General features: G+C 32.5%; 16 protein-coding genes. 6 read left to right on the top strand and 10 right to left on the bottom strand.

Going from position 1 to position 20,839, the window contains the following annotated elements:
- Window positions 1-74: 74 nt before the first annotated feature.
- The 5 genes from Q0912_RS12820 to Q0912_RS12800 form a co-directional block, all read right to left on the bottom strand.
- Window positions 75-812: an alpha/beta fold hydrolase gene (locus Q0912_RS12820; protein ID WP_366125136.1), complete on the bottom strand. Its 738-nt coding sequence runs from the start codon at window positions 810-812 to the stop codon at window positions 75-77.
- A gap of 98 nt (window positions 813-910) precedes the next feature.
- Window positions 911-3,673, bottom strand: coding sequence for a PD-(D/E)XK nuclease family protein (locus tag Q0912_RS12815; protein WP_299115686.1), 2,763 nt, complete (start codon window positions 3,671-3,673; stop codon window positions 911-913).
- A 71-nt stretch (window positions 3,674-3,744) separates the two neighbouring features.
- Window positions 3,745-5,142 (bottom strand): OmpA family protein, encoded by a 1,398-nt coding sequence (locus Q0912_RS12810; protein ID WP_299115684.1) that lies wholly within the window; start codon window positions 5,140-5,142, stop codon window positions 3,745-3,747.
- Between the two features lie 124 nt (window positions 5,143-5,266).
- Entirely contained in the window at window positions 5,267-6,460 is a 1,194-nt protein-coding gene (gene kbl / locus Q0912_RS12805; protein WP_299115682.1) for a glycine C-acetyltransferase, read from the bottom strand.
- Window positions 6,461-6,500: 40 nt separating this feature from the next.
- Window positions 6,501-9,632, bottom strand: coding sequence for a UvrD-helicase domain-containing protein (locus tag Q0912_RS12800; RefSeq protein WP_299115680.1), 3,132 nt, complete (start codon window positions 9,630-9,632; stop codon window positions 6,501-6,503).
- A gap of 114 nt (window positions 9,633-9,746) precedes the next feature.
- Here Q0912_RS12800 and Q0912_RS12795 point away from each other — a divergent pair, with 114 nt between their 5' ends.
- The gene (locus tag Q0912_RS12795; protein WP_299115678.1) at window positions 9,747-10,355 is read left to right on the top strand and encodes a superoxide dismutase; all 609 of its coding nucleotides are present in this window, start codon (window positions 9,747-9,749) and stop codon (window positions 10,353-10,355) included.
- 550 nt (window positions 10,356-10,905) lie between these two features.
- Here the strand turns inward: Q0912_RS12795 and Q0912_RS12790 are convergent.
- The 4 genes from Q0912_RS12790 to Q0912_RS12775 all read right to left on the bottom strand — a co-directional run bounded on the left by Q0912_RS12790 (window position 10,906) and on the right by Q0912_RS12775 (window position 15,205).
- On the bottom strand, window positions 10,906-12,804 hold the full coding sequence (locus Q0912_RS12790) for an amidophosphoribosyltransferase (protein WP_299115676.1): 1,899 nt from the start codon (window positions 12,802-12,804) through the stop codon (window positions 10,906-10,908).
- 42 nt (window positions 12,805-12,846) lie between these two features.
- On the bottom strand, window positions 12,847-13,773 hold the full coding sequence (locus Q0912_RS12785) for a PfkB family carbohydrate kinase (RefSeq protein ID WP_299115674.1): 927 nt from the start codon (window positions 13,771-13,773) through the stop codon (window positions 12,847-12,849).
- Window positions 13,774-13,887: 114 nt separating this feature from the next.
- Window positions 13,888-14,529 carry a ribonuclease H family protein gene (locus Q0912_RS12780; protein ID WP_299115672.1) on the bottom strand — a complete coding sequence of 214 codons (642 nt, stop codon included), beginning with the start codon at window positions 14,527-14,529 and terminating at the stop codon, window positions 13,888-13,890.
- Window positions 14,530-14,638: 109 nt separating this feature from the next.
- Window positions 14,639-15,205, bottom strand: a complete 567-nt coding sequence (locus Q0912_RS12775) for a phosphoribosylglycinamide formyltransferase (RefSeq protein WP_299115670.1) — start codon at window positions 15,203-15,205, stop codon at window positions 14,639-14,641.
- A gap of 181 nt (window positions 15,206-15,386) precedes the next feature.
- Between Q0912_RS12775 and Q0912_RS12770 the strand changes: the two genes are divergently transcribed.
- The 5 genes from Q0912_RS12770 to pyk all read left to right on the top strand — a co-directional run bounded on the left by Q0912_RS12770 (window position 15,387) and on the right by pyk (window position 19,682).
- Entirely contained in the window at window positions 15,387-15,620 is a 234-nt protein-coding gene (locus Q0912_RS12770) for an acyl carrier protein (RefSeq protein WP_008269813.1), read from the top strand.
- Window positions 15,621-15,633: 13 nt separating this feature from the next.
- A complete protein-coding gene (fabF, locus tag Q0912_RS12765; protein WP_299115668.1) occupies window positions 15,634-16,884 on the top strand; it encodes a beta-ketoacyl-ACP synthase II in 1,251 nt (416 codons plus the stop codon).
- Between the two features lie 7 nt (window positions 16,885-16,891).
- The gene (gene rnc, locus Q0912_RS12760; RefSeq protein WP_299115666.1) at window positions 16,892-17,635 is read left to right on the top strand and encodes a ribonuclease III; all 744 of its coding nucleotides are present in this window, start codon (window positions 16,892-16,894) and stop codon (window positions 17,633-17,635) included.
- A 123-nt stretch (window positions 17,636-17,758) separates the two neighbouring features.
- Window positions 17,759-18,238, top strand: coding sequence for an IPExxxVDY family protein (locus Q0912_RS12755; protein WP_299115664.1), 480 nt, complete (start codon window positions 17,759-17,761; stop codon window positions 18,236-18,238).
- 1 nt (window position 18,239) lies between these two features.
- A complete protein-coding gene (gene pyk, locus Q0912_RS12750; RefSeq protein ID WP_299115662.1) occupies window positions 18,240-19,682 on the top strand; it encodes a pyruvate kinase in 1,443 nt (480 codons plus the stop codon).
- Window positions 19,683-19,814: 132 nt separating this feature from the next.
- Here the strand turns inward: pyk and Q0912_RS12745 are convergent, their stop codons facing one another.
- The gene (locus Q0912_RS12745; RefSeq protein WP_299115660.1) at window positions 19,815-20,837 is read right to left on the bottom strand and encodes a HEAT repeat domain-containing protein; all 1,023 of its coding nucleotides are present in this window, start codon (window positions 20,835-20,837) and stop codon (window positions 19,815-19,817) included.
- Between the last annotated feature and the right edge of the window lie 2 nt (window positions 20,838-20,839).

The raw sequence follows: 20,839 nt of genomic DNA, 5'->3' as shown, positions 1-20,839 counted from the left end.
ATCTTTATTTCAAATATTTAAAAAAGCATTCCGACATGGAATGCTTTTTTATTTTATAGTGTTTTGTTTTCTAATTAAACAAAATTAAGAATTAACTGACTTACTGCTTTTAATTCTTTTGACATTTCCATGTCTTTCCATGGATGTTTCGTATTAAAGACATGATTAGCTCCTTCAATGATTTCTAACCGACTTTTAGGATTCCATTTTTTTAACTCCATGGCTTCATTAATTGAAACAGAGATATCCTCATTACCATGAATAATAAGATGTGGGATTGTAAGTCGTTTTTCAGCAGATTCAATATGCAATCGTTTTTTATTGGTCATAAAGTCCTCATAGAATTGATAATAGTGAGGCATTTGCTGTTTTGTCCTCCCGTTAAGTACATACTTTACTCCTTTATTTTTCCACTCGTCTAAATCCCCTGTAGTTGAAGTACGTTTTTCAAAATCACTTACACTCGCCAAAGTAATTAACTTAGAGATTCTACTATCTTCTGATGATTTTAAAATGGCTATACCTCCTCCTCGACTATGACCAATTAGACAAAGCTGGGATGTGTTTATTAATGGGTTATTTTGAAAATAGTTTTGAGACCAATCTATAACATCATGTAAATCTTCTAATTCTTTTGTGTAACTATTATTACCAAAGGCTTCTAAATCTGGAAAATCGATGGGATCTTCTATTGTACCTCCATTATGAGAGAAATTGAACTTTATAAAACAAAACCCTGCTTTAGCTATAGATTTTGCTAAAATATGCCAAGCTCCCCAGTCTTTAAAACCTTTGTAGCCATGGCAGAAAATAACTATGGGCTGATTGATTTTATGTTTTGAATAAAATACATCTATAAGAATAGGTTTCTTACTTTACCTTTTGAATATGATATTTTTTTCTATTTGTATCAATCCATTTCTTTTTCAATAAAATCTATGTCTGGATTACAGATTTCTAAAATGAGTTTTTTTAGTTCAATTTCAAAATTGTTTAATGTTTCTTCCGCAATTAATTGTTCTTTTATCCTGCTAAAAGCTGACTGTTTTTTGCCAAACTTTAAAAATCCAGCATTAAGATTTTTAAATGATATAATACCTGCTTCGACAGGCAATTGTATCTTTCGCTTTTGATGCATCATGTAGGCATAACATAGCACTTGAAAGGATTTACTATATTTATTATAATCTGTCGTTAAATCTTCCCAATTGACAAGCTCAACTTTGTTTTGCTCCACTTTCCCGGATTTATAGTCAATAACTCTTGTTACACCATTAAACTGGTCTACTCTATCTACTTTTCCAGTGAGTTTAACATTAAAATCTATACCTTCAATTTTTAACTCTATAGTATTATTTGTCTCAATAGCTATAATTTTTATTTCATTTCCTAGTTTTAAACTTTCAATTTCAGAATTAATAAAATTAGAAATATAACGTTGAGCTATTTCAAAAATGATAAGGTTTTTACCTTGTGTAAAATCCCCATATTTGTACAAAGCTTTAAAATGCTTAGTTACCTTTTTTTCAATTTTAGATTTAAACGTATTTAAATGCTCTAGCGTTAAAAAATTCCCTTCTAAAGGTTTGTAAAAATCTTCTAATGTATTATGGATTACTGATCCTAGGGTATTGGCAGCTATAGTTTCTTCAACATCTTCAAATTCTTTAATCTCAAGTATTTTCTCGTAGTAAAAATCAATAGGGTTTCTTATGTAGTTAGTTAAAGAAGATGGAGAAAACCCTTTTAAAGACAGATCCTTTAATTTGTCTAATACAGATTGGGTTTTAGATATATGTTGTAACTTTTTTTCTATAACTGGAACTTCTTGTGAAATTACATAATGTTTTATATGGTGTATCCTTTCTATTTCTAATTGAGTGATAAACCTACTTTTCTCACCTCCCTTTAGGGCATCAACTTCTGTATTATAAAGGATATAAACATTTTTGGCACGCTGCAAGAGTCTAAAAAAATGATACGTATAGACAGCATCTTTCTCCTTATAAGTAGGTAAGTTGTTTTCTATTTTTACATCAAAAGGAATAAAGGAATTGTTGGTTTTTCCTGATGGGAGAATACCTTCGTTAACAGAACTTATAATAACGGTTTCGAAATCTAAAACACGTGACTCAAGCATACCCATAACCTGAAGACCTTCGAGTGGTTCACCTTTGAAATCTAAAGTTTCTACACTTAATAATTCTCTATAAATACTATATGCTGAGCTAACCGAATTAAGATAGCCGTAATTATAGTTTAACTCTAATAACTGATTAAACAAAGTATTAAATCTATATAAATATTCTAATTCTAAACGGTTAATGTTTTTGTTTTCGCTTAGATGCTTTTTAATCCTTAAAATGATATTTAAGCAATTGACCAAGCCTATTTTAGGTTTGTCTTCCCAGGAATGAAATAGTAACTCAATAAGCTCATCAGAAGTATTATTGGCAATCTGTTTTAGTTCTTGAGTAGTAACATAAACCAAGTTATTCTTTTGAATATGCTCAACTATGGCATTAGATGAGTTTTTATGGTTTATTTCAAACAGATTGTAAATTGATGGATGAGAAACGATATCTATAATATCTTTAAAGTAAAATTTATCTGTCTTATGTCTATGAATAGAAAAAAGTTGTTCAAATAATGATGCCAAAGGAACAAATTTTAATGGCAAACCCATGGTAATATTAAGCTGAGGTACATTATTAGGGATAGAATTGAGCACAGGCATTAACAGATGTTCTTCGCCTAAGACAATAGCTACACTCTTAAGTTCTTTATTATGTAAACTAATATCCTCTAATATTTGCCCAATATATTTTGCCTGACCTACAAGTTTAGGAATGCCAATAACTTGTATGTTTTTAGGTTCACTATAGTGAGGGGTTACCCAATTAAAAGATTGTTTTTTAAAATAATTCCATTGGTTTCTATGTGCTCTTATAAATAGCCCAGCGCTATGTATATCATCATCAGTAAACACTTTATCAATATCCCAATAAATGTGAGCTAAATCATTTTGTAGTAAACCTTGTATAATTTGTGACTCTGCTGTATTAAGAGCATTAAAACCCATGAATACATGATGCTTATATTTGTTATTTTCTATATAGATTTCTAGGTTTTCAGCAGCTTCTCTATAAATCAAGCCTTGGTAACCTAGTTTAGATTGTAATAATTTTTCCGTAAATATTAGATAATACTCCTTAAGTTTACTCCAAAACTGTAAATGGTTTTTTATTAAGTCTGTTTGCTCATTTTCTAAAGACCAATGGTGTAATTCTTTAATAGCATGTAAATAGTCAAAAATATGTTCTTGTGGAACAAGAAAACGGTCGATCTCATTAAAATCTTGTAATAACATTTGTGCCCACTTAGTAAACGATTCAAAAGGTTCTTGATCTACTTTTGGAGTTAACGTTTTATATGAATCGTAAAATCTAAAAAGTAAATCTGCATTTGAAAGCTTTTGAAGACCAGACAGATCTTCTACAAACTCTTCTATACTAAGGATCTGAGGAGAGAAAATAGGGTATTCTAATAATGTCGAAAGTTGATGTTTTAAAAAAACACCTGCACGCTTGCTTGGGAGGATAAAGTATAGATCTTCGAGTTTAGTTTCTTTTGCTTTTAGATCTAGCAATACAGTTTTTATAAAACTTATCATTTTATAAAAATAAAAAACGCTCCGGAATTCGGAGCGTTTTTAAAATGTATTTTATTTTGTTTGAGATATTATTAGTTTTTCAACTTAACCTCTACACGTCTGTTTTCTTTTCGACCAGCTCTAGTTTTGTTAGTAGCAATTGGGTTATCTTCACCATAACCAGCAGCAGTCAATCTGTCAGCACTAATTCCGTTAGCGATTAAGTAATCTCTTACTGCATTAGCTCTTCTTTCAGATAAAGCTTGATTTGTAGACTTAGAACCTACACTATCCGTATGACCTTCTATTGCAAAATCGGCTCTTGGGTATTCTTTGAATATCGCTACCATAGCTTGTAATACTTGGTCAGTTTCTTTTTTGAAAGATGCTTTACCTGTATCAAATAATATGGTTCTTGCATAACTATTTAAAGTATCGATAACTTCTTGAGTAGGCTTAACTTCTGGACAACCATTGTTAGCAGCAGTACCAGCTTCGTTAGGACACTTATCGTCTTTGTCTAATATACCATCACCATCAGTATCTGGCCAAGGGCAACCATTATTAGCTGCAGGACCTGATTCGTTAGGACAGTTATCATCACCATCAGCAACACCATCACCATCAGCATCTGGACAACCCATAAGAGATTTTAAACCAGCAACTGTAGGACACTTATCATCTTTATCCATAACACCATCACCATCACCATCTGGGCAACCATTAAATTCAGCTAAACCAGCAGTATTAGGACAATCGTCTTTAGAATCTTGAATACCATCATTATCAGAATCTGGGCATCCATTAAAAATTTCTAAACCAGCTTCTTCAGGACAAGCATCATCTTGGTCATATATACCATCACCATCAGTATCAGTTCCACCAAACTTAAATGTTACACCAATAGAATGTTGGAAATGCTTAGGTAAATAATCTTCGAAAGCATGCTTATAAGTAGATTGTGCATTAAGTCCTACTTTATCACTGAACCAATATGTAAGACCTACAGATCCATTAAGTGTACCAGCTCCTATTTCATCTAACCAAGTGTAACCACCACCAACACCTAAAGAAGGATCTAAACTTTTAGACTTAATTAATTTCATAAAGCTGTATGATACTCTACCGTCAACACCATAATACGTTAAGTCATTAACTTTATTTGTTCCAGCTTCAGTTCCATCAGGATTTAAATTGGTTCCAAATTTATCAATTCTATTAAACGATCCCGTAGCAGTAAAAGTAAAACCGTCGCTTAAATATCTAGATACAGATAATGTAGATAGCGATGGAACAACATTCCAATGATCAGTTGCGTTAAAGTATTCGTCAAAATAATCTCCTTGAGGCGCGTCTTCACCAACTGGATATGGGTCAACCGCATTCATTCCAATTGTTATAGCCCATGGATTGTTCTTGTCTTGACCATGTGTAGTGCTAAAACTCATAAGAAGCACTGCGACAAAAAGTAATCTGCTAAGATTTTTCATATTCTAATTAATTTTAATTTTAAGTGTTAATTGTTGACAAATGTAAGTTGTTAAATACTATTAACAAAGACAAATATATAAAAATATTGTTATATCGCCCTAAAATAGCGAGTTTGTAACCATTTTAAATAATTTCTAATGTTTTCCCTACCTTGATAAAGGCTGAAATTGCTTTATCTAGTTGGTCTTTATTATGTGCTGCAGATAATTGTACTCTAATTCTTGCTTTTTCTTTAGGCACCACAGGATAAAAGAAACCTATCACATACACCCCTTCATCTAATAACATATTTGCCATAGTTTGAGACAATTTAGCATCATATAACATCACTGGTACAATTGCAGAATCCCCATCAACAATATCAAAACCTGCATCTTTCATTCCTTTTTTGAAATATTTTGTATTCCAATCTACTTTATCTCTTAATGAAGTGTCTTTTTTGAGCATATCAAAAACTTTGATAGATGCTCCTACAATTGCAGGCGCTAACGAGTTTGAAAACAAATAAGGTCTAGAACGTTGACGTAAAATTTCAATAATCTCTTTTTTGGCGGTAGTATAACCCCCCATAGCACCACCCATTGCTTTACCTAAAGTACCAGTAATAATATCAATTCTTCCCAGAACCCCTTTTTCTTCTAATGTACCGATACCTGTTTCGCCTATAAAGCCTGTAGCATGGCACTCGTCTATCATTACCATAGCATCATATCGATCAGCTAAATCACAGATTTTATCCAATGGTGCTACCAAGCCATCCATAGAAAACACCCCATCTGTAACTATTATTTTGAAACGCGTACCATTTTCATTAGCAGCAATAAGTTGTTTTTCTAAATCTATCATATCATTATTTTGATAACGATATCGAGCTGCTTTACATAGTCTTACACCGTCAATAATTGAAGCGTGATTTAGCGCATCTGAAATAATAGCGTCTTCCTTAGTTAATAGCGGTTCAAAAACACCACCATTAGCATCAAAAGCTGCTGCGTATAATATAGTATCTTCTGTACCATAAAAAGCAGCAATTTTTTGCTCTAATTCCTTATGTATATCTTGTGTGCCACAAATAAATCGTACCGAAGACATCCCATATCCATGAGAATCCATTGTATCCTTTGCCGCTTGTATTACATCTGGGTGTGATGATAAGCCTAAGTAATTATTAGCGCAGAAATTTAAAACTTTTTGTCCTGTACTTAGTGTAATTTCAGCACCTTGAGGTGAGGTTATAATACGTTCTTCTTTAAAAAGCCCTGCTTCTTTAATGGATTCTATTTCTTGTTGTAGATGTATTTTTATATTTCCGTACATGATTTTTTGTGTTAGTTACAACAAAGATACTATGTAAAAATTAGACTTCAATGACATCAATAGTATCATTTATGTAAACCAAAATTTTGCGCATAACTTTCATATTCATTTCATTTAAAACAGTTTCGTATTTATTAAGCTGTAATCTATGTGATGGTTTTTGTTCTCCAGTTTTATAATCTATGATTACAGCTTCATTGTTTGAACTGATATTTAAACGATCTGGTCTCAATAGTTGGCCCGTGCTGGTAATGATATCTCTTTCATTATAGATCTTAAAATTATCTTTAAAATATGGCTCTAGTTTTGGGTGTTCAATTACCTTTAGCACTAATAGTTTTAATTCCGTCATATAACTCTTTGAAACCTCTCCAGAAGCGACCAAATCATTGAATGTAAAATCAATATCTTCGATTGTTTTAATCTTTGACATAATGAAATGCACTAAATTACCACGCTCTATTGCGCTTTGTTGTTTAGTGTCCCATAACAATCCAGATTTTGTAATGATATTTAGATTATGAGCTTCTTTAGGTACTGAGATAATTTTGAGTAGTTTAGATATCTCTTCTTTTTCTTGTTTGTGATTTTTTGAGGTTAATTTGCCAAAGCTATAAGTTAATTTGTTATCTCTCCATTTGCCTATATTTTGTAGGTAGGAAATAAACATTCCTGAATATGTGCTAACATTGGCTTCTCCTTTTGAATTGATATCTTTTTTTGAAATTACGTATAGCTGCTCAACAGATCTGGTTAAAACAACATATAATAAATTGATGTTATCTAACTCTAATTGCGATTGACGAGTATCGTATAGCTGTTTACCAACATTACCAAAATACTCTAGATCTTTATTATAATTAAGAAGTAAAGTTTCGAAATTGTGATGCATATCTTTTTCAACAGAAAACCAGACTTTAGGTTCTAATTCTCTATAAATGTTAAGGTCTGCAAAAGGGAAAATCACAACAGGAAACTCAAGCCCTTTAGACTTATGGATTGTCATTATTTTTACCGCATTCATATCATTTGTTGAAATGACACTAAGGCTATCTTTTTTCTTTTCAAAATACTCTAAAAAAGCGGCTAAATCTGAATTTTGTTTTTGTGTAAACTCTAAGACAGCATCCATATAAAACTGAAGGTAAGCATCAGAAGCATTATGAAGATTAAAAACTCTTAGAAGGTGCTCAACAAGTTCGTAAAGCGGTAATCGAAGTAACTTATTTTTATGAATTATAACATTTATAGCCTTAAGACTTTCAAACATATCATTAAGATTTGTCTTTAGGTGTTTTACAAAGAAGGTGTGCTTGTCTTCAATCTTATTTTTCTCTGCTAAAAACGACAAGACTTTGATTTTTAACAAATCATTATTAGGCTGAATTAATAGCTTTAAAAACGAATCAATAAAATTAATTTTATCTGAATTCTTTAAAAGCAAGGTTTCTGAAGAAGTGATTCTAATACCTTTTTCACTAAGATAATTAGCAATAGTAATACCTTCTTTTCTTTTCCTAACAATAACACAAATATCATTTAAAGCAAAGCCATTTTTTTGACATTCTTCAATGGTTTTAAAAACTTTAGAAGTATATAGCTCAGTATTATCCTCATTTTTTTCAGTTTCTAAAAACGTGAAATTAACGTAGCCTTCTATATCTCTTTTTGCTTTTTGTTTTGCAGTTTCGTAAAGCTTCCCATAGTCCTTATCTGTTAAATAATTTTCGCCTAAATATTTAAAGAACGCATTGTTAAATTTTATAATCGCTTTTGCGCTTCTATAATTGGTGTCAAGTGCTAATATTTCGGCTTCAATCTGAAACGGATTTTGTACTTGGTTGTAAAGATCCATAAATTGCTCCGCTTCACCTCCGCGCCACCTGTAAATAGCTTGTTTAGCATCTCCAACTATCATCGCAGAACCGTTTGAAGCGGATAAGGCATTATCTAAAAGGGGAACTAAATTCTCCCATTGCTTTTTTGATGTATCCTGAAATTCATCTATAAAATAGTGCTTAAATTTTTCTCCCAGACGTTCATAAATAAATGGAGTTGGTTGGTCTTTTATCTCTGCACTTATAATTTTATTAAACTCAGAGATAAGCATTTTATTTTGGTCTTCCTTTAATGCATTTAATTCATTTTTAATTGCATTTAAAACAGAAAGTGGTGTAATATGTTTATAAAATCCTTTTTTTAACTTTAGTTCATAAACCAAAGATTTGGTTTTAAGAAAGGCTTCCGCCAGGTTTGGCTGAATATTCTCAATAATAGACGCTATAGTATCTGTAACTCGTTTTGGAGAAAGTACATTGCCTTCTATTAAATCGTTTTGCCAAGACGTATTAAAGCTTATATCAATTTTGTTTTGGCTTAGGTTTTTAAAATGGTTAGGAAGCGATTTTCTATTAAAATCATCAAATTGTAGATTACACGTTTCTATTAATTTTAATACATTATCAGCAGTCTTTTTAATTTCTTTTTCTAACACCTCAATCTTACTTACTAATTGATATTTTAATTGCTTAAAATCTTCAAACGTTTTATCTTTTAAAGTCTCAATCGCTGGTAAATCATTTTCGCTTACCAGAAGCTTTGCGATTTTATTGAAATCGTAACTGATATCCCAGCTTTTATCATCATCTGCTTTTTCAATTGCAAAATCAACAAGTACTTGGGTGAGTTGATCATCACTTCCTGCTTTTGCTATTAAACTATCAACAGCTTCGTTTAGCAATCGCTCTTGATCGAGCTCTACCTCAAAGTTTACAGAAAGCTGAAGATCGTGAGCAAAGGTTCTAATAACCCGATGCGTAAAACCATCTATCGTAGAAATATCAAAAGCGCCATAGTTGTGGATAATATGTTTAAGTATATGTTTGGATTTATCATGAAGGTATTTAGGTGTTATAGACATTTCATCGCATATGGCTGTAAACATAGGATGAGGAGCACTAAAACTTTCTTCTAAAGCAAAGCCTATTAACATATTAATAATGCGAGCTTTCATTTCACCAACCGCTTTGTTAGTAAATGTTATCGCAAGAATAGATTTAAACTGGTCATAATTTTTAGCGGCTACCAATATTTTAATATAAGATTTCGCTAGCGTAAATGTTTTACCACTACCTGCGGAAGCATTATATATTTTAAAAGCTGAATTTTGCAAAAAAGATAAATTTTATACCAAAATAGGTAATCTTAATAATTAATTTGGAAAATCTTGTTTTCAAAATTGTAATTTTGTTAAAATTTAATTTTTTAACACTAAAACATAAATATCATGGCTTTTGAACTACCAAAATTAAAATACGCATACGATGCTTTAGAACCTCATATTGACGCACGCACTATGGAAATACATCATTCTAAGCATCATAATGGATATACAACAAAATTGAATGCAGCGATTGAAGGAACAGATTTGGAAGGGAAATCTATTAAAGATATTTTGACCAATCTAGACATGAGTAATTCTGGTGTGAGAAATAATGGTGGCGGTTTTTACAATCATTCATTGTTTTGGGAAGTGATGAATCCAGAAGACCGAGGTTATCTTTCAGGAGATTTAAAAGATGCCATAGAAGCTGAGTTTGGATCTAAAGAGGCATTTGTTGAGGCTTTTTCTAAGGCAGCTGCAACACAATTTGGTTCTGGATGGGCTTGGTTGTGTGTACATAAAGGAGGAAAAGTAGAAGTGTGTTCTACGCCAAATCAAGATAACCCATTAATGCCTGGTGTTACATGTGGTGGCACACCAATTTTAGGCTTAGATGTTTGGGAACACGCTTATTACTTAAATTACCAAAATAGAAGACCTGACTATATAGACGCTTTCTTTAAAGTAATCAATTGGAATGAAGTTGAAAGACGTTATGCTGAAGCTAAATAAAGTTTAAGAACTTACTATTATAGAAATAAAATCCAAGCTTGTATAGGCTTGGATTTTATTATTTTGAGTGTTTTTAAGATTTAAAAATAAGAAAAGCTAAAATGAAAGATACCAGCCTAACACTGGTATAAAATGAAAAAAGGTGAACAGAGAGTTCACCTTTTTTGCCCCAAATCTACCATAAACTTAACCTACTTATGTTATGGTGAGTCAAATATAAGTTTACATTATTTTAACTCGTAAATTTATTGGATAAACGACCTATATATTAGTCTAAGCGTGGAAACCTCTATGATTAAACTAGCTTTAGCTATGAAACAAGACTAACAACTTTTAATTTACTTAAAGTTTTACTTTAATTATATCTATAAAAAAAGGTGAACAATGTTCACCTTTTTTTGCCCCAAATCTACCATGAACTTAACCTACTTATGTTATGGTGATACCAATGTAAATGTTATTTGTTAAAACAATACATATAATGGATGAAATACCTATTTCTTGGGTGAAATACCTATTTTTTCGGATTAAACGTTAATTTGAGTGATAATTAATAAGCACGTTCTTTATTTCCTTCGTAAAAATTAATAAATGCTCTATTGACTACTCGATTACCACCAACTGTAGGGTAATTACCTGTAAAGTACCAATCGCCCAAGTTTTTTGGACAAGCCTTATGAAGATTATCTACTGGTTGAAAAATAATCTTCACCTCTGCATTAACATCTTCATCGCTAAGCAATTCTGAAATCTTACCTGAGATTTGTTCATCCGTAAAATTATCATAAACCTCTTTAACATAGTTCACAACATTTTTATCTTTTAGATGTACTTGTTTTAAGCATTTTTGATAAACCTCTTCTATAATATGGTATTTATTATGGTCTTTTAAAAGTTCTAAAGCTGCTCTAAAGGCGACAAGGCTTTCAAGATTAGCCATATCAATACCATAACAGTCTGGATAGCGAATTTGAGGCGCTGAGGAAACAACAACTATTTTCTTTGGATTTAAACGATCCATCATTTTAATGATACTCTTTTTTAGCGTTGTTCCCCTAACAATACTATCATCAATAATTACTAAATTATCCGAAGGTTTTATAACACCATATGTAACATCGTAAACATGGGCAACTAAATCATCTCGACTACTGTCTTCAGTAATGAAGGTTCTTAGCTTAACATCCTTAATTGCTATTTTTTCTATTCTTGGTCTTTCGGATAAAATTTCTTCAACTTTCTTAGCTGACAACTCCCTTTGTCCTTTAAGTATGGCTTGTGTTTTCTTATGATTAAGGTGCTCTTCTACTGTATCAATCATTCCAAAGAAAGACGTTTCGGCTGTGTTAGGAATAAAAGAAAATACTGTATTCTTTGTATCGTTATCTATAGCTTCAAGAACCTTTGGCATTAATAATCTACCTAGTTCTTTTCGTTCTTCGTAAATTTCTGCATCACTTCCTCTAGAAAAATAAATGCGTTCAAACGAACACGCTTTTCGCTCTAGGGGCTCTAATATTTTTTTAATAGCAGTAGAGCCCGACTTTTTTGTAATAATAGCATGACCAGGATCTAACTCCTTAACATCTTCAAAAGGTACATTAAATACCGTTTGTATTACTGGTCGCTCAGAAGCGACAACAACGACCTCATCATCTTTATAATAATAAGCAGGTCTAATACCCGCAGGATCTCTCAGTACAAATGAATCACCGTGACCTAGTAACCCAGCCATAGCATAGCCACCATCCCAATTTTTTGCTGCACGCTTTAAAATTTTGTGCACTTTTAATCGCTCAGCTATTAAAGGAGAGCATTCTATTTTTGAATACCCTTCTCTTTTAAGGTCTTTATATATTTTAGAAACAGCATCATCTAAAAAATGACCTATTTTTTCCATTACTGTAATAGTATCAGCTTTTTCTTTAGGATGTTGTCCAATTTCAACCAAGTTATCAAAGAGCTCATTTACATTGGTCATATTAAAGTTACCCGCTACAATGAGGTTTCTGTGCATCCAGTTGTTTTGCCTTAAAAACGGATGAACACTTTCTACACTATTTTTTCCAAAAGTGCCATAACGAACATGACCCAATAAAAGTTCTCCTACATAGGGAATATGCCTTTTTTGCAAAGCGACATCGTCTTGATAGTTTGGATGTTGTGTTAACTCTAGGTTTATACGCTCATTAATTTGCGAAAAAATATCTTGTATAGGTTGCTGAGCAATAGATCGTACTCTACTAATGTAGCGTTCACCTGGGTTGGTGTCTAATTTAATACTCGCAAAACCAGCACCATCCTGCCCACGGTTGTGCTGCTTCTCCATCATTAAGTACATTTTGTTAACACCATAAAATGCACTTCCGTATTTCTCTTTATAATATTCTAATGGTTTTAAAAGTCTAATAAGTGCTATCCCACACTCATGTTTTAAAGCATCACTCATGTTATATAATAAAAAACGCGCTCAATTTTGAGCGCGCAGGTTTTAAGTTAATTCTATTTCAAATTGTGTTAGACTTTTAAATTGGTCTAAACGTTTATGTATTTCAGAAGCCGTTAGGTTTTGCATTCGTTCTGTACCAAACTTTTCTACACAGAAGGACGCAAGGGTTGAGCCATATATTACAGCCTTTTTCATATTCTCAAAGGAATAATCAGAAGTTTTGGCTAAGTAACCGGCAAAACCACCAGCAAAAGTATCACCAGCACCTGTTGGGTCAAATACTTCTTCTAATGGTAAAGCAGGCGCATAGAATACATTATCATCATGAAACAATAATGCGCCATGTTCCCCTTTTTTAATAACTACATATTTTGGTCCCATTTCATGAATCTTTCTTGCTGCAACCACTAACGAATATTCACCAGTTAATTGTCTTGCCTCTTCATCATTAATAGTAATGACATCAATATGCTTAATTGTGTTGTGTAATTCTTCTAAAGCACAATCCATCCAAAAATTCATTGTATCGAGAATTACAATTTTTGGCTTTGTTGCCATTTGGTTTAATACACTCATTTGAACAGATGGGTGCAAATTCCCTAACATAACTACTTCGGCATCTTTATAATTTTCAGGCACTTTAGGTTCGAAATCTGCTAATACATTTAACTCTGTTGCTAAGGTATCTCGCGAATTCATATCGTTATGGTATTTACCACTCCAAAAGAATGTTTTTCCTTCTTTTACGATTTCAATCCCTGAAACATCAATATTTTTATCAGACATAAGGTCTAAATACTCTTGAGGAAAATCTCCACCCACAATTGAAACTACAGAAGAATCTACATTGAAGTTTGAAGCAGCTAAGCCTATGAAAGTACCAGCACCCCCAAGAATTTTGTCGGTTTTACCAAAAGGGGTTTCAATAGCATCAAAAGCTACTGTACCAACAATCACTAATTTACCCATTACCTAAGTTTGAATTAAGGTGCAAATTTACATAAAATATATTCCTTGTGAAAACCAATAATTGGCATTTAGCATGCAAAAATTTATGTGTAAAAAACAATTTTACAAATACTGTTATTTCCTCCCGAAATCAGCAGGTATTTCACCCCAAGCTTTAGTTTCCCATTTTACTATGGCAGTCGTATATTGATTATTTTTGAGCCATTTTACGGCACGATCAACCAAATCAAAGACAGGTTTATTCTTAGCGTTACGTTCTAGTTTAGAGTTACATAATTTTTTACGCACCCAACTCATTGCGGTTTTAGAATCTGTGTAGATAATACGATCGCTATTATGTTGTTTTAAAAAGGCTAGACCATGAACTATGGCTAAGAATTCGCCAATATTGTTAGTACCCTCATCAAAAGGTCCTTGAATAAATAATTGCTTTTTTGTTTTTGTGTCTACTCCTCTGTACTCCATTTTACCTGGATTACCACTCGATGCCGCATCTACACAAATAGAATTGTAATTAGGTTGTCCTATTTTTTTAAGCTGCGCATCAGACAGCTCGCTTTTAAAGGTTTTGGACTTACCTATATAATTTTTGGGTCCTTCTTTATATGCTTTTTTAGCAGCCTCAAAAGTCGTAAAAGATTTATACTGTGCTCCTTTAAAATCTTTAATTTGGGCTTTACAGTCATCCCAAGACTCAAAGACACCTGCGTTATGACCTTTCCAAACGGTGTAATATTTTTTTTTCTTTTTAGACAAAGTTTAATAGGTTTTAAAATAACTTCTCGACACAAAACCTCATTACTTTGGTTTTCCTCGAAGTGACGTCAGTCCGAATTGAATCTAGCAAGGTATCGAGAACTATTTTTTAATTATATAGTAGCTTATCAACCACCTTTGGAAAATGTTCCATCTCTAATTTATGAATTTTAGCAGCCACATCTTCAGCAGTATCTGATGTTTCGACTTCGCATTTTGCTTGAAAAATAATGGCTCCTTCATCATAATTTTCATTTACATAATGTATGGTTATACCTGTTTCAGTTTCTTTGTTAGTTACTACAGCTTTATGTACATGCATACCATACATGCCTTTCCCCCCATATTTTGGCAGTAATGCAGGATGAATATTTATAACCTTGTTTTCAAATTCCCTTAAAATAAATTCGGGGAATTTCCAGAGAAACCCTGCTAAAACAATTAAATCTGGTTGTGCTATTTTTAAAATGTTTAGTACATCATTAGATTTTGAAAATGCAATTCTATTAAACGATAATGCACTAGTTTTCAATCTTCTACAGCGCTCTAAAACTTTGGCATGAGGATTGTTAGTCAATACCTGAATAACAGACGCATTATCGCTGTTGTGAAAAAACTTAATTAAATTTTCAGCATTTGATCCGCTTCCGGACGCAAAAATTACAATACGTTTCATTTACAGGTATATTGGTTTATTATTCAAAACAAAAAAAAGAATAATAATTAACAATTAGACGCAAAACCAAAATACTTCTACTGATTTTTTGCATTTAAAGGCACATTTTATCGGTAAAGGTGATTTTTAAAATAAAGTTTTTTATTTTTGCGGTCTAATTAAAACTTAAAATTAAAAGATTATGTCAGACATTGCATCAAGAGTAAAAGCGATTATCGTAGACAAATTAGGTGTTGATGAAAACGAAGTTGTAACTGAAGCTAGCTTCACAAACGACTTAGGTGCAGATTCATTAGATACTGTAGAATTAATAATGGAATTTGAAAAAGAATTTGATATTCAAATCCCAGACGATCAAGCTGAAAACATTGCAACAGTTGGTCAAGCTATTTCTTATATAGAAGAAGCAAAATAAGAACTTTATTTTTATGGAATTAAAGCGAGTCGTAGTTACTGGTCTAGGTGCACTTACACCAATTGGCAATACCAAAGATGAATATTGGAATGGTCTTGTTAATGGTAAGAGTGGTGCTGCACCTATAACACATTTTGATGCTGAAAAGTTCAAAACACAGTTCGCTTGTGAAGTAAAAAACTTTGAAGTTACTGACTTTATTGATAGAAAATTGGCACGCCAAATGGATAAGTTTTCGCAGTATGCCATGGTTGCTTCTGATGAAGCTATAGCAGACTCAAAACTAGATCTTGACGCGGTAAACAAATTGAGAGTAGGAGTAATTTGGGGAGCTGGTATTGGAGGCTTAGAAACATTTCAAGAAGAAATGTTAAACTATGCTAAAGGTGACGGTACACCTCGATTTAACCCACGTTTCATTCCAAAAATGATTGCTGATATAGCACCAGGAAACATATCTATTAAATATGGTTTCATGGGACCAAACTACACCACAGTATCTGCTTGCGCATCTTCTGCTAATTCAATGATCGATGCCTTAAACACGATTCGTTTAGGTCATTGTGATGTTGTAATTACTGGCGGAAGTGAAGCTGCAGTAACTATTGCAGGCATGGGAGGTTTCAATGCTATGCATGCTATGAGTACTAGAAATTATAGTCCAGAAACAGCGTCTAGACCTTTTGATGCTAACCGTGATGGTTTTGTATTAGGCGAAGGAGCAGGTTCTATTGTTTTAGAAGAATACGAACATGCAAAAGCCAGAGGAGCTAAAATTTACGCTGAAGTTGTAGGCGGAGGTTTGTCCTCGGATGCTTATCACATGACAGCACCACATCCTGATGGTATAGGTGTTGTTGCAGTAATGAAAAATTGTTTAGAAAATGCTGGATTAAATCCTGAAGATGTAGATCATATTAATACACACGGTACATCGACACCATTAGGTGATGTTGCCGAATTGAAAGCTATATCAGAGGTATTTGGCAGTCATGCTAAGAGCATAAACATTAATTCTACTAAATCTATGACTGGTCACTTGTTAGGTGCTGCTGGAGCTATTGAGGCTATTGCTTCTATTATGGCTATGCAGCATGGTATTGTACCACCAACAATCAACCACGAAACGGTTGACGAAAACATAGACCCTGAATTAAATTTAACACTCAATAAAGCACAGAAACGAGATATTAAAGTCGCAATGAGTAATACATTTGGATTTGGCGGTCATAACGCTTGTGTATTATTTAAAAAATTAGATTAAATCCCGAATGAGCTTCATTCGTAACATATTAAAAAATTCCCGTACTCAAGAAGACGGGAATTTTTTTTTACAACTAAAAGATATTCTAGGTTTTAAACCAAAATCTAAATCGCTTTATACAAAAGCCTTTACCCACCGTTCTATGAATATTAAGGATAAAACGGGTAATCCTATTAACTATGAACGTCTTGAGTTTGTTGGAGATGCAATGATAAGTTCTGTAATTGCAGCATATCTTTTTGAACAAGTGCCACATGGAGATGAAGGTTATCTTACTAAAATGCGTTCGAAAGTGGTAAGTAGAGAACATCTAAATGAACTTGGTAAAGAGCTCATGCTCATTGATTTAGTAAAAAGCAGAATCCCAAAAAATAATTTTGGAAACAATATTCACGGTAACTTATTTGAAGCTTTGGTAGGTGCTATCTATTTAGATAAAGGCTTTAAAGCTTGCGAAAAGTTTATCTATAACCGTGTTATTAATCCGCATGTAGATATTGAAACCTTAGAAGGTAAAGTTATTAGTTATAAAAGCTTGCTTATAGAATGGTGCCAAAAAGAAAAAAACACTTTTGATTACGAAGTATATGAAGACACAGGAAATGATGAGTTAAAACACTTCTCGGTTAAATTAAGTATTAACGATAAAGTTGTTTCTAAAGCAAGAGCAACATCTAAAAAAAAGGCAGAAGAAAAAGCTTCTAAACGTGCCTTTTTTGCGTTCCAAAAGCAAATTACTAAGCTTATTTAATTGGTCTTTAATAATTCTTACCAAACTATAACGTTTTCGTAGATTTTAAGGGTTAAGATTAACCAAAAGTTAATTATTCTAAGCTATTTATATTCTATATTTACATTTCAAAGTTATAACTGTATGGCTTTACACAAACTTCTAGTTGATGATTTCTATGATGACACCTACAAACTCATTGCCATTCATTGCGGGCTAGAAGATTACCGTTTGGCTTATTTACTTAATCAAAGTTTAGAGCTAAACTTAAAACGCAAACCAGATGATTTAGATTTTGAGTATTTAAAATCTTCATACAGTATTTTCGAATGGAATAATACTTCGCAATATATAACTTGGAACTTAATTTCTAATGTGTGCAAGAAAGAGGAAGCAAGTTTATATAGTTCGGGGACATTATTTCAAACTAACGAAAAAGTATTAAAAACCTTTAATCTTGTCCCAGAATTTAAAAAGGTAGATTATTTTATTAAGATTTCTGATGAAATTCAGAATGTAAACGAAAAATTGATCTTGAATAAGCTGCAGATTATTCCTCAGATTATTACAAGTTATTCGGTTAACCCGAAACAATTAAAATCAAAAGACCACTTAATTTTTTGAATTGATGTCAAATAAAAAAACAAAAATAGTAGCCACATTAGGTCCAGCAACGAGTAACAAAGAAACACTTAAGGCAATGTTGGATGAAGGAGCTAATGTATTTAGAATCAACTTTTCACATGCTGATTACAAAGATGTAGAAGCACGCATAAAAATGATACGAGAACTTAATGATGAATATGGTTACAACGCAGCTATATTAGGGGATTTACAAGGGCCTAAGCTAAGAGTTGGTGTAATGAAAGGTGAAGTCATTGTCAATGAAGGTGATGAAATTGTTTTTGCCACAGGAAAACGTTTTGAAGGCACAAAAGAGCGGGTCTATATGACTTACGAGAACTTTCCACAAGATGCAAAACCGGGTGAACGTATTCTTCTCGATGATGGTAAACTCATTTTTGAAGTGGTTTCTACTGACGGTAAAAAAGAAGTTAAAGCTGAAGTTATTCAAGGTGGACCATTAAAGTCTAAAAAAGGGGTTAACCTACCAAATACAAATATCTCACAACCTGCATTAACCGAAAAAGATATTGAAGACGCAATTTTTGCCATTAAACAAAAAGTAGATTGGATAGCATTATCCTTTGTAAGACACGCAGAAGATTTAATGCAGCTCGAAAAGTTGATCAATGAGCATAGTGATCATAAAATTCCAATTATTGCCAAAATTGAAAAACCTGAAGCGGTTGAGAATATTGATAAAATTGTAGCATATTGTGACGGATTAATGGTAGCTCGGGGTGATTTGGGTGTAGAAATCCCTGCAGAAGAAGTACCACTCATACAGAAGAAATTAGTATTGAGAGCAAAGCGTGCCCGAATTCCTGTTATTATCGCTACGCAAATGATGGAAACCATGATTACCAGTCTAACTCCAACACGTGCAGAGGTTAATGATGTTGCGAATTCGGTAATGGATGGAGCAGATGCTGTAATGCTATCTGGTGAAACGTCTGTTGGACAATATCCTGTGCAGGTAATTCGTCAAATGGCAAATATTATTCGTAGTGTTGAGGATTCGCCATTGATTGAAGTTCCACAATCTCCACCACATATTCGAACCAAGCGTTATATCACAAAGTCCATATGTTATCATGCTGCAAATATGGCTAATGAGATTAATGCTAAAGCAATTTCCACATTGACTAATAGTGGTTATACAGCGTTTCAAATCTCAGCATGGAGACCACAATCTCATATTTTAGTATTTACCTCTAATAAACGTATTTTAACCCAACTGAGTTTACTTTGGGGAGTAGAGGCTTTTTACTATGATAAATTTGTAAGCACAGACGAAACTATTGAAGATGTAAATGCTATTGCCTGTAAAAAGGGTTACCTCGAAGTCGGAGACATGTTAATTAGTTTAGCCGCTATGCCAATACAAGCTAAAGGTATGGTAAACACGCTCCGCGTAACTGAGATTGAGAGTTGTAGTTTTTAGAGAGTTTTACAAAGTATTTATTTAGTGTGATTTATGAGCTATAATATAGTTTATATTCCGTAGTTACAGTATAATGAGTTGTAAAAAGGTGTTATCTTATTTGATTAAAACAATTAATCACAAGAATTATTTTTAATCTTTAAAGTAAGTTTTTTGCCATTTTCCCCAGTTCTCAATAGCATCTATAGCAAAATCTTTTTTGCTTAGCTTTTTTATAACTATATATGCATTTTTATAATTGTGAGCATCTTTCTTCTCTAAAATTTCAACGAGAATGCGAGATAATCTTTTTGAATCTTCCTTTTTTAAATTATCTAATGAGATAGATCTTAAAATAACCAATGCTTTATTTCTATCCGTAAAGCTGGGGAAATCTAGTGCGTCAATGACTTTCGATATATCAAATTTAATATCTGGATATGCACGAACTATATAATAAATTACTCGCATACTATTATTTCTTACATTCCTTTCTGGGTCGTAAATACTAGGCATAAGAATTTTTAATAAGTCTTCATTACTTATTTCTGAGTGCGCTAATAAGAAGGCAGCAGAAGCTCTTTTATTTGGTGATTTACTTGAATTTAATATTTCGATAAGCCTGTCTTTGTGCTTTGGAGCATAAGTATTAAAAAACTCTAAATATGATTTTAATTTAAGGTGATTAAATGACCATAGGCAATGAATAACAGGACAGCTATAATCCTTAATTTCCCCATCTTTAAATAATCTATAACTATAATCTTCATATGATTGCCATTTAGCTATCAAATTATCTGGATCATCAAAGTGTATCGTATCTATTTCCCGGAAGTTAAGTCGTGTTTTTGCATCACTGGTTTCAACAAGGTCAAGAATAAAATCATACTTACCTGTATAACTTTTAATCAATTGTACATTGATTAGTGAAAAGTCACCAAATGTCATTAACTTATTTTCCAAATCAGCTTTCTTTTTCTTGTATTTATCCCGATCTCGAGTGTACAAAATTTTCAATGTATCTAATTCTTCTGTATGATTTTTTATTATATCCTCTTTAATGATAAGGTTGGTTCCAAATACTGTTATCCCATACTCTTGTGCAATTGCAGTAATAGGGTTAAATATTATTAAGAATAATATAAGAGCTCTTTTATATGGTTTTTTTATTTTCAATG

It is taken from the genome of uncultured Winogradskyella sp., assembly GCF_947498345.1.
Classification (GTDB): Bacteria; Bacteroidota; Bacteroidia; order Flavobacteriales; family Flavobacteriaceae; genus Winogradskyella.
This window is presented reverse-complemented; position numbering and strand designations above follow the sequence as displayed.